This window comes from Microbacterium sp., assembly GCF_049650565.1.
Classification (GTDB): domain Bacteria; phylum Actinomycetota; class Actinomycetes; order Actinomycetales; family Microbacteriaceae; genus Microbacterium.
Map to the genome: position 1 here is coordinate 43,078 of NZ_JBASAK010000042.1, position 9,907 is coordinate 52,984.

Sequence of the window (9,907 nt, forward strand, 5' to 3'; positions counted from 1 at the left end):
ATGCCGGCCACCAGGTGAATGTCACTGCCGTGCCGTGCGGACCCGCGAGTCCATCGTCGCGTACAGGATGTCGACGATGAGGTTGGAGACGACGACGAACAGTCCGCCCAGCAGGACGATCGCGATCACGACGGGACGATCCTGCATCGCCACGGCCGATACGGCGAGACTGCCGACGCCGAGCAGGCCGAACACCTGCTCGATGACGATCACTCCGCCGAGCATCAATCCGATGTCGATGCCGAGCTGAGTGACCAGAGGGGGCATTGCGCTGCGGAATGCGTGCACATACGTCACCCGCCGCTCGGTGAGGCCCTTCGCCCGTGCCGTGCGGATGTAGTCGTGACCGTAGACCTCGAGCATCTGCCCGCGAGTCAATCGCGCGTACACCGCAGCGACCACCAGGGCGAGAGTCAGCCACGGCAGCATGAGATGCCATGCCCAGCCGAGCGGATCCTCGAGGAAGGGGACGTACCCGCTGGGCGGGAACAGCATGATGCCCGCTCTCGATGGCAGGAAGTACAGGAAGTACAGCGCCACCATTCCCAGCACGAAGGTGGGGAAGCTGATCCCGACGATTGCGAAGGTCTGGCCCGCGCGATCCCGGAGCGTGCCGGGGTGGCGCGCCGACGTGATGCCGATCGGGATGCCGATGGCCAGCCACAGCACGACCGCGCCGAGCACGAGCGACATGGTCACCGGGATGCGGGATGCCAGCAGCTCGGTGACCGGCATGTTCGACCGGTACGAATACCCGAGATCGCCGTGGAACAGATTCCCCATGAACTGCAGGTACTGCATGTAGATGGGCTGGTCGAGGCCGAGCTTGACCCGGATCTGCGCCATCAGCTCCTCCGTCGCCTTGTCACCGGCGATGATGCGCGCGGGGTCCGACGGTGTGACGTAGAAGAGGAAGAACACGAACACGCTGAGCAGGAACAGCACCAGGAGCCCGAACCCGATGCGGGACAGGATGAAGCGCGTCATCGCGCGGCCCCCGATCGACTCGACGGGTCGAGCGCATCGCGCAGTCCATCCCCCAGCAGATTGAACGACAGCGTGAGCGCGAGCAGTGCAAGGCCCGGAACCATCACCATCCACCACGCGACGAGGTAGATGGAGCCATTGGCGGCATCCGCCAGCATGTTGCCCCAGCTCGCCGTGGGCGGAACGATTCCGAGACCGAGGAAGGACAGCGTCGCCTCGAACACGATCGCGGAGGGGATCATCAGTGTCGTGTAGACGACGATCGGGACGACGAGGTTGGGCACGATGTCGCGGAACATGATCGACCATCGCGATGATCCGAGCGACCTGGCCGCCTCGACGAACTCACGGTGCCGCAGTGCGACCACCTGACCGCGGATGACACGCGCGAGCCCTGTCCAGCTGAAGAAGACGATCACGGCGATCGACAGCCCCAGGCTCGGGCCGAGGACCGACACCAGGGCGATCGCGCACAGCAGGAACGGCACACTCATCACCAGATCGGTGATGCGGCTGAGGATCGTGTCGGTGACGCCGCCGATGAACCCGGAGACCACGCCGACCGTGACTCCGATCAGCGAGGCGATGAGCGAGGCCACCACGCCCACGAGCAGAGACACCTGCGCGCCGTACGCGAGCCGGACGAGCACGTCCCTTCCGAGCTGGTCGGTGCCCAGGAGGAACTCGCCTCCCGGTGCGACGGGCATGCCCTCCGGGCTGAGTCCGGTCTCTCGGAACTGCTCGGTCGGGCCATGTCCAGTGATGGCAGCGATGAGCGGTGCGCAGATGGCGAACGCCACGATGAGCAGGATCACCACGAGGGATGCGATGCTCGCCGGATCCCGCCTCAGCCTCTCGAAGGTGAGTCGCCACGACCCCTTCAGCTGCACATCCGCGGAGTTGCGGGCGGCGATCAGCGCCGTCCGTGGAGTCATGATCTTCATGCCGCGCCTCCTTCGATGCCGACGAGAGCTCTCTGCGCCGCCCGCGGGCGCACCTCCGGCGCACCCGCCGCGAGCAGCGTGCGGGTGAACGGATGAGTCGGGTTGCCGGACAGCGTCTCGGCATCGCCGAGTTCGACGATCCGGCCGCCGTCCATCACCGCGATCCGGTCGCAGATGTGTCTCACGACGGCCAGGTCGTGTGAGATGAACACGTAGGTGAGTCCCAGTTCGCGCTGAAGCTTCTCCAGGAGGTTGAGCACCTGCGCCTGAATGGAGACGTCCAGGGCGGAGACGGGTTCGTCGAGGATGACCAGCTCCGGGTTCAGCGCGAGCGCCCTCGCGATGCCGATGCGCTGGCGCTGCCCTCCGGAGAACTGCGACGGGAACCGGTTGTAGTGCTCCGGATTGAGTCCGACGACCTCCATCAGCTCCTGCACGCGAGCTCGGCGCTGCTCCCCGGATGCCAGGCGATGGATCCGGAACGGGTCGCCGATGATCGAACCGACCCGGCGCCGTGGATTCAAGGAGCCGAAGGGATCCTGGAACACGACCTGAACCTTCTGGCGCAGCGCGCGCCATTCCGCGCGGTCGAGCCCGGAGAGCTCTGCGCCCCCGAAAGTGACAGAGCCCGATGTGGGCGGGATCAGCCCGGCGAGAGTGCGTGCCAGTGTCGTCTTCCCGCATCCGCTCTCCCCGACGAGACCGAGGGTCTCGCCCCGATGCACCTCGATGGAGATGTGATCGAGAACCGTGCGGACCTGACCCCGTCGCTGCGTGAACTTCAGGGTGACGTCGGATGCCGCCGCGATGGTCGACGACGGCTGGGCGTCGGCCGTGATGCCGAGCGCTGCCGGAACCTCCGGCTCCGATGGCGGCGTCTCCAGCCAGCAGTCGACCTCGGTCCCGTCGTCGTAGCGGCGGCGGGGCGGCTGCTGATGGCAGATGTCCATGACGTCAGGGCACCGATCGGCGAACACGCACCCCGTCGGCGGCGCGAGCAGGCTCGGCGGACGGCCGGGGATCGGGGTCAGCGGCACACCGGGCTCCCGGTTGAACGACGATGACCGCAGCAGTCCCGCCGTATAGGGGTGAGCGGGCGACCCCAGCACGGAGTCGCTGCTCCCCAGTTCGAGTCGACGTCCGCCGTACATGACCATCACCCGGTCGGCGACGCGGGAGAGCACTCCCAGATCGTGGCTGATCATCAGCACCGTCGAGCCGGTCTCACGCTGCATCTCCCCGAGCAGATCGAGGATCTGCGCCTGAACCGTGGAATCCAGCGCCGTCGTGGGTTCATCGGCGATGACCAGCGCCGGGCGCAGGACGAGCCCCATGGCGATCATCACCCGCTGCCGCATGCCCCCGGAGAACTGATGCGGATAGGCGTCGAATCGCGCTGCCGCATCGGGGATCCGGACTCGGTCCAGCAGCTCGATCGCCCGCGATCTCGCCGCATGCGCACTGACCTTCTCGTGCGCACGGATCTGCTCGACGATCTGCCACCCGATCGTGTACTGCGGGTGCAGGCTCGACAGCGGATCCTGGAAGATCATGCTGATCTCCCTGCCCCGAACGGACCGCATCGCGGACGGGCCGAGCGTGAGCAGGTCACGATCGCGGAACATCACCGTGCCGGAGGTCTTCGCACGGGGGATCAGTCCCATGATCGACTGCACGAGGACGGATTTCCCCGACCCGGACTCGCCGACCACGCCGAAGAACTCGCCCTCCTGCACGGTGAACGAGACATCGCGCACGGCGTGGACTGTGCCGTCCTCGGTGGGGATGTCGACGACGAGGTTCTTCACGTCGAGTAGTGACACGGTTTCTCCTTCGAGAGGAGACCCGGCGGCGAGGCGCATGCCCCGCCGCCGGATCCTGTCAGCGAACTACTTGGTCAGCCAGAGGTTGGTCCAGTCGCCGTTCTGGCTCTGGGCGTAGGGCAGGAATCCTGCGACTCGCGCGGAGTGGTAGTTCGGCTTCAGCCGGTACGCGATGCTGACGATCGGGGAGTCCTCCATCACTGCCTCGTCGACCTGATGCCAGAGCTTGCCGGACTCATCCGCCGTGCTCGCGGCGAGCGCCTCCGCTGCCAGCGTGTTCGCCTTGTCGCTGTTGTAGTCGACATAGTTGTACGCCTGCGGCGTGCCGGTGAACACGAACTGCGGCTGGAACACGCTGCGCGCCGCACCGCCCTGCCAGTCCGGGGACCAGCCGACCAGTGCGACATCCCACTTGCCGGATGTGGCGTTCTCACGGTTGGTCATGAAGTTCGCGTAGTAGTCGGTCGGGGGCACGGGCGTGAGCTCCAGCTCGATTCCCGCCTTCTTCAGGCTCGCCTGCACCGTCTGCGCGATGTCGGGCTGGGTGCCGACGTTGCGGTAGGGCATCTTCAGCGTGATCCCGTTGGGGAAGCCTGCCTCGGCCAGCAGCTGCTTGGCCTTCGCCGGGTCGCCCTTCCCGTCGTTCGCCGGGTACGGGTCGTACTTGTCGTAGCCGAGGATGCCGGGGCCGAAGATCCCGTTGGTCACGCCTGCCAGGTCCTTGCCACCCATGGTCTGCACCACCGCGGTCTTGTCGACGGCGTACTGCAGTGCCTGACGCACTTTGAGGTTGTCGAGAGCCTTGCCGTTGTTGGGCGACTTGGTGTTGATCCACATGAACTGGTCGATGCCGCCGTTGGTCATGGTGGAGAGCTTCTTGTCGTTCATCGCCTTCAGCTGGGTGATGTTCGCCGGGCTGGGTGTCAGATCGAACAGCACGTCCGCGGATCCGGCCTGCAGCTGCTGCATGGCCGCATCGCCTTCGACGCCCATCGTCATCTCGATGCCGTCGACATACGCCTTGCGCAGCGGGTCGCTCTTGGCATTCCACGCCTTGTTCCGCTCGAGCACGATCTTCGCATCGGGCGTGTAGTCCTTGACCTTGTACGGGCCGGACGAGACGAATGCCTTGCGGTACTCCGGAGAGTCGGGCAGGTAGTTCAGCGCCTCGACGGGTGCGGGGTCCGCGGCGTCCAGCGAGAGCATGGACGGGAAGTCGCTGGCAGGCTTCGTGAGCGTGAACTCGACGGTCTTGTCATCCGGGGTCTTGATGCCGGAGATGTCGTGGCTGTCGATGAAGTCCTTCATGGGCCCCACCTCGGGGGCGATCTTCGAGAAGTCCGAGCAGAACGAGGACATGCCGTCGATCAGGTCGATGAAGTACCCGGACAGCGCGCCGGAGATGAGCGGATTGCAGAGCCGTTTGAAGCCACGGGCAACGTCCTTCGACACGATCGCACGCGACCCATCGGGCGCTCCCCAGGTGGTGCCGTCGCGCAGGGTGATGGTGTAGGTCAATCCGTCGGCGCTCGGCTTGGGCACCTCGGTCGCCAGGTCCGGTTGCAGCTGAATGCGCTTGTCGCCGTCGTCACTGGCCGCGTAGCTCAGCAGTGACCTCGACATCGCCCTCATGAAGCTGTAGACCGGCACGTACGCCACCAGCTGAGGGTCGAGGTGGTCGACATCGCCGTTGGCCAGCACTTTGAGCGTGCCGCCCTTGACCGGAGTCCCATCGGCACCGGAGCTGCCCGTCTTGACTGCCGATGAGCAGCCGGCCGTGATGAGCAGCACCGCGGCTGCGGCAGCAGCAGCAGCAGCGATGAGGATTCTGTTTCGCGCCATGAGTCGCCTTCGATTCTCGGGTAGGACCGCCGCCACGTTCCGGGGCTGCGTCCGCTGCGGCCTCATCGCCGAGCGATACGTGACATATTACACATCACGTTCTAAGATGGAAACATGCCCGACGTCATCGCCGATCTCACGCTCATCAACGCGCAGACCATCGCGGAGCGAGTCACCATGGCCGCCGCGATCGCCGAGCTGCAGCGCATCCTCCGTACAGGATTCGACCCCGAAGAGGACCTGCCCCGCGGCATCCTCGACGTGCCGAACGGGCAGCTCCTGCTCATGCCCGCGGCCGTCGACGGCTCAGTCGGCCAGAAGTTCGCCACCGTCGCGCCAGGCAATCCCGCACGGGGGCTCGAGCGCATCCAGGCGCTGTACATCCTGCTCGACGGCACCACCCTCGCCCCCTCCGCCATCCTCGACGGCACCGCACTGACCAGTCTGCGCACACCGGCGGTCTCCGCCGCCTGCGTCGATCTGCTGGCCGGCCAGGATGCCGGCGACCTGGTCGTGTTCGGCACAGGACCGCAGGCCATCCGGCACGTCGAGGCGATGCAGGCGATCCGCCCGCTGCGCACGGTGCGCCTGGTCGGGCGCGACCGTGCGCGGGCCGAGCGGGCCGCGCACGATGCCAGGCAGTACGCCCCGGATGCGCTGATCACCGTCGGAAGTCCGGATGCCGTCTACGACGCGGACCTCATCGTGTGCGCGACCACGGCATCCGATCCCCTCTTCGCGTCCGGACTCGTCAGAGATGACGCGACCATCGTCGCGATCGGCTCGCATGAGCCGGCCAAGGCCGAGCTCGACCCTGCACTCGTCGGCCGCTCGCAGGTGGTCGTGGAGAGCCGTCGGGTCGCGGCATCCGAGGCGGGTGACGTGATCCGCGCCATCGCCGCCGGCACCCTCCGTGAGGGCGACGTGACGACCATGCACGAGCTGTTCACCAGCGCAGTCTCTCCCGCGACAGATCGCCCTCGTATCGTGAAGACCTGCGGCATGGGCTGGCAGGACCTCGCCACCGCCCGCCTCGCCGTCTGACTCGGAAGGAACCCCCGCATGCTCTGGACCACCGAGGACTGGCACACCGCCGGCGAGCCGTTCCGCATCGTGCGGGACGTGCCCACGCACGGCGCGACCGTCGCCGAGCGCCGGGGGGAGGCGATCAGCGGCGAAGCCGACGGCATCCGCCGCTTCCTCTGCCTCGAGCCGCGCGGGCACGACGACATGTACGGCGGGTTCATCACGCCGCCCGACGACGCCGGCGCCGACTTCGGCGTGCTGTTCTGGCACAAGGACGGCTTCTCCACCGCCTGCGGGCACGGCACGATCGCGCTGGGCGCCTGGGCAGTGCGCACCGGACTGGTGCCCTCCGACCCCGACGGCGAGACCGTCGTCACCATCGACGTGCCCAGCGGACGCGTGCAGGCGCGCGTGCGCCAGAGCGCGGGGCGCATCGAGGACATCGTCTTCCGCAACGTCGAGTCCCGCGTGCTCGAGCGCGGCATCCCGCTGCACACCTCGCGCGGCGACGTGATCGTCGATCTGGTGTTCGGCGGCGCCGTGTACGCCACGCTTCCGGCATCCGCTGTCGGTCTGTCCATCGTTCCGGAGGACACCACCGATCTGATCGCGATCGGTCGCGAGATCAAGTGGGCGCTCAATGAGCATCCGTCGGCTCAGCTGGAGGATGCCCGGCTCTCCGGCGTCTACGGCACGATCCTGTTCGACGATCTGGGCCGCACGGCCGACGGTCCGCACCAGCGCAACGTCACTGTCTTCGCCGACGGCGAGGTCGACCGCAGCCCGTGCGGCTCGGGCACCGCCGCGCGCGTCGCGCTGCTGGCGGAGACGGGCGAGTTGGCCGACGGCGAGGTGCTCACGCACGACTCGATCATCAGCACCCGGTTCCTCGCGCGCATCGCCGAGCGCACCTCGCGCGGCGTGATCCCCGAGGTCAGCGGCATCGCGCACCGGGTCGGCGCGTGCACGTTCGAACTCGATGAGGGCGACCCCCTCGCATCCGGCTTCAGCCTGCGCTGACTTTCTCAGGAGGACATCATGGGGACGGGATCGATCAGCATCACCGGCGCCCAGGTCTGGGACGGCGCGGTTTTCACTGCCCGCGACGTGCACATCGTGGACGGCCGGGTCGTTTCAGACGCGGGAGCGGATGCCGAGGTACTGGATGCCTCTGGCCGTTGGCTCGTCCCCGGACTCATCGATGCGCACTTCCACGCCTATGCCACCAGCATGGACGGATTCGAGAACGAACGAGGACCGCTCAGCTACGCCGCCATCAACGGCACGAGGCGTCTGACCCGGGCACTTCAGCGCGGCTTCACGACCGTGCGCGACGTGGCCGGTGGTGACATCGGGCTGGCCCAGGCGATCGACGCCGATCTGTTCCTGTCTCCCCGGTACCACTTCACCGGTCCCGCGCTCAGTCAGACCGGCGGGCACGGCGATCCCCGGTCCGCGCACGTGGACGTGTGCTTCTCGCATGGGCACATGTGCGAGGTCGTCGACGGCGTCGACAACCTGCGCCTGGCCGTGCGCAACCGGCTGCGCACCGGTGCGCACGCCATCAAGGTGATGGCCTCCGGCGGGGTGTTCTCGCTGGTCGACCCGATCCGCAATCCGCAGTACTCCGCCGAGGAGCTGCGCGCCGTGGTCGAGGAGGCCACCCGCCGCGGCTCGTACGTGTGCGCGCACGCGTACTCGTCCGAGGCCGTGCAGCACGCGGTGAACGCCGGCATCCGCTCGATCGAGCACGGCAATCTCATCGACGAGGAGACCGCTTCGATGATGGCGGCCGCGGGCGCCTTTCTCGTGCCGACCCTCGCCGCGTACGACGCGATGGACCGGCGAGGCGCCTCGATCGGGCTCAACGAGACATCGCTCGCGAAGAACGCCGTCGTGTTGGAGAAGGGGCAGGATGCCGTGCGCCTGGCGCACGCGGCGGGCGTGCGCGTGGGCTTCGGCACCGACCTGATGGGCGACCTCGAGGACGACCAGCTCGCCGGGGTGCGCCTGCAGGTGGCCGCATCCAGCGCTGCGGACACACTGCGCTCGATGACATCGGTGAACGCCGAGCTCATCGGCGACGAGGCGCTGGGACATCTCGGCAAGGGCGCCTACGGCGACGCCGTGCTGCTGTCATCCGATCCCCTGGCGAACCCCAGCGCCCTGTGGGAGCAGAATGCCCGCGTCGCCGTGGTGCGCGCGGGGATCGTGGTCGCGTAGCCCACCCTCCCCTCTAGCGTCGAGAGCACGGGGCCTCGCCGAGCGCACGGGCTGTTCGCGTGAAGAAGCCGTGCACTCGGCGAGATACCGTGCTCTCGACGAGGTGAGGGGTGTGGGATCAGCGCGCCGACGAGCCCCAGGAGCGCGAGTTGCCGGGCTGGCTGAACCGCCGCGGCGGCGCTCACGATCGAGCCGCCGCCGAACCCTTCTCCTCACGGATGATGAAGCGAACCGCGACGTAGCCGAGCAGCATCCCGGGTCCTCCCCCGAGGAGCACCATCGACAACGACCCCGGTGCGACCAGGGCGAGCACCGCACCGCAGACCGAGCCGACGATCCCGATGATCAGGAGCAGGCGCGCGTACCTCTGCAGATTTGCCAGTCGCTGCTCCGCTGTCAGCGGCCCTGTGCGACGGGAGATGGCGAAGACCAGGAGACCTGCGGGAACCAACCCGGCGAAACTGACCAGCGACCCGAGAAGAAGATGATCCATCGCTATCAGTGCCAAGGCCGCGGCGATCGTCGTCCCTCCGACGACATACAGCACGATCTTCAACGTCTTCATGATTCCCCCGGCATCCGCATTGTGGCCAGAGTAGTCCCGCTCGCTGCTGTACGTACGCCCCGCCCCTGTTCGGCTGCACAGCTGAACAGGGGCGGGGACGGGCAACAGGGGCGGGGACGGGCAACAGGGCCGACGAAGCGTCAGCGCGCCGACGAGCCCCAGGAGGTCGAGTTGCCGGGGCGGCTGATCTGCTGCGGCACGCCCCAGGGGTTGGCGTCCTGCAGGGGCGCAGGCAGCAGGGACTGCGGGGCGCCCTGGTAGGCCACGCCGCGCAGGAAGCGCGTGATGGCGGCCGTGCCCACGCTGGTGCCGTCGCTGGTTGTGGCGGGGTACGGACCGCCGTGCTGCATGGCCGGCGTCACCGAGACGCCCGTCGGCCAGCCGCCGAACAGCACACGGCCACTCGTCTCGGCCAGCTTCTCGACGAGGCCGCTCAGCGAGCCGTCTTCAAGTTCGGACGAGCGGGCGTGCACGGTCGAGGTCAGGTTGCCGGGGAA

Annotated in this window: 8 protein-coding genes and 1 pseudogene; 3 read left to right on the plus strand and 6 right to left on the minus strand. The window is 67.6% G+C overall.

The window, feature by feature from the left end; all coding sequences use genetic code 11:
- Nucleotides 1-21: 21 nt before the first annotated feature.
- The 4 genes from WA967_RS08140 to WA967_RS08155 form a co-directional block, all read right to left on the minus strand.
- Complete coding sequence (locus WA967_RS08140; RefSeq protein WP_424421021.1) at nucleotides 22-987, minus strand: ABC transporter permease; 966 nt, start codon at nucleotides 985-987, stop codon at nucleotides 22-24.
- The gene (locus WA967_RS08145; protein WP_424421024.1) at nucleotides 984-1,931 is read right to left on the minus strand and encodes an ABC transporter permease; all 948 of its coding nucleotides are present in this window, start codon (nucleotides 1,929-1,931) and stop codon (nucleotides 984-986) included. The genes WA967_RS08140 and WA967_RS08145 overlap by 4 nt, the downstream gene beginning before the upstream one ends.
- A complete protein-coding gene (locus WA967_RS08150) occupies nucleotides 1,928-3,754 on the minus strand; it encodes an ABC transporter ATP-binding protein (RefSeq protein WP_424421026.1) in 1,827 nt (608 codons plus the stop codon). The genes WA967_RS08145 and WA967_RS08150 overlap by 4 nt, the downstream gene beginning before the upstream one ends.
- 66 nt (nucleotides 3,755-3,820) lie before the next feature.
- On the minus strand, nucleotides 3,821-5,596 hold the full coding sequence (locus WA967_RS08155; RefSeq protein ID WP_424421029.1) for an ABC transporter substrate-binding protein: 1,776 nt from the start codon (nucleotides 5,594-5,596) through the stop codon (nucleotides 3,821-3,823).
- A gap of 114 nt (nucleotides 5,597-5,710) precedes the next feature.
- Here WA967_RS08155 and WA967_RS08160 point away from each other — a divergent pair, with 114 nt between their 5' ends.
- Genes WA967_RS08160 through WA967_RS08170 form a run of 3 tightly spaced genes read left to right on the plus strand, consistent with a single transcriptional unit; the run spans nucleotide 5,711 to nucleotide 8,845 of the window.
- Complete coding sequence (locus tag WA967_RS08160) at nucleotides 5,711-6,640, plus strand: ornithine cyclodeaminase family protein (RefSeq protein WP_424421032.1); 930 nt, start codon at nucleotides 5,711-5,713, stop codon at nucleotides 6,638-6,640.
- A gap of 18 nt (nucleotides 6,641-6,658) precedes the next feature.
- Nucleotides 6,659-7,642 carry a proline racemase family protein gene (locus WA967_RS08165; RefSeq protein ID WP_424421034.1) on the plus strand — a complete coding sequence of 328 codons (984 nt, stop codon included), beginning with the start codon at nucleotides 6,659-6,661 and terminating at the stop codon, nucleotides 7,640-7,642.
- Between the two features lie 18 nt (nucleotides 7,643-7,660).
- Nucleotides 7,661-8,845, plus strand: a complete 1,185-nt coding sequence (locus tag WA967_RS08170) for an amidohydrolase family protein (protein WP_424421036.1) — start codon at nucleotides 7,661-7,663, stop codon at nucleotides 8,843-8,845.
- Between the two features lie 181 nt (nucleotides 8,846-9,026).
- Here WA967_RS08170 and WA967_RS08175 read toward each other — a convergent pair whose 3' ends face one another.
- The gene (locus WA967_RS08175) at nucleotides 9,027-9,410 is read right to left on the minus strand and encodes a hypothetical protein (RefSeq protein WP_424421039.1); all 384 of its coding nucleotides are present in this window, start codon (nucleotides 9,408-9,410) and stop codon (nucleotides 9,027-9,029) included.
- A gap of 140 nt (nucleotides 9,411-9,550) precedes the next feature.
- Nucleotides 9,551-9,907, minus strand: a pseudogene (locus WA967_RS08180) (aldehyde dehydrogenase (NADP(+))); the annotation flags it as partial.

Coding starts and splice junctions, on each gene's coding strand:
- WA967_RS08140 (WP_424421021.1), bottom strand. CDS start 987: ATGACGCGCTTCATCCTGTCCCGCATCGGGTTCGGGCTCCTGGTGCTG.
- WA967_RS08145 (WP_424421024.1), bottom strand. CDS start 1,931: ATGAAGATCATGACTCCACGGACGGCGCTGATCGCCGCCCGCAACTCC.
- WA967_RS08155 (WP_424421029.1), bottom strand. CDS start 5,596: ATGGCGCGAAACAGAATCCTCATCGCTGCTGCTGCTGCTGCCGCAGCC.
- WA967_RS08160 (WP_424421032.1), top strand. CDS start 5,711: ATGCCCGACGTCATCGCCGATCTCACGCTCATCAACGCGCAGACCATC.
- WA967_RS08165 (WP_424421034.1), top strand. CDS start 6,659: ATGCTCTGGACCACCGAGGACTGGCACACCGCCGGCGAGCCGTTCCGC.
- WA967_RS08170 (WP_424421036.1), top strand. CDS start 7,661: ATGGGGACGGGATCGATCAGCATCACCGGCGCCCAGGTCTGGGACGGC.
- WA967_RS08175 (WP_424421039.1), bottom strand. CDS start 9,410: ATGAAGACGTTGAAGATCGTGCTGTATGTCGTCGGAGGGACGACGATC.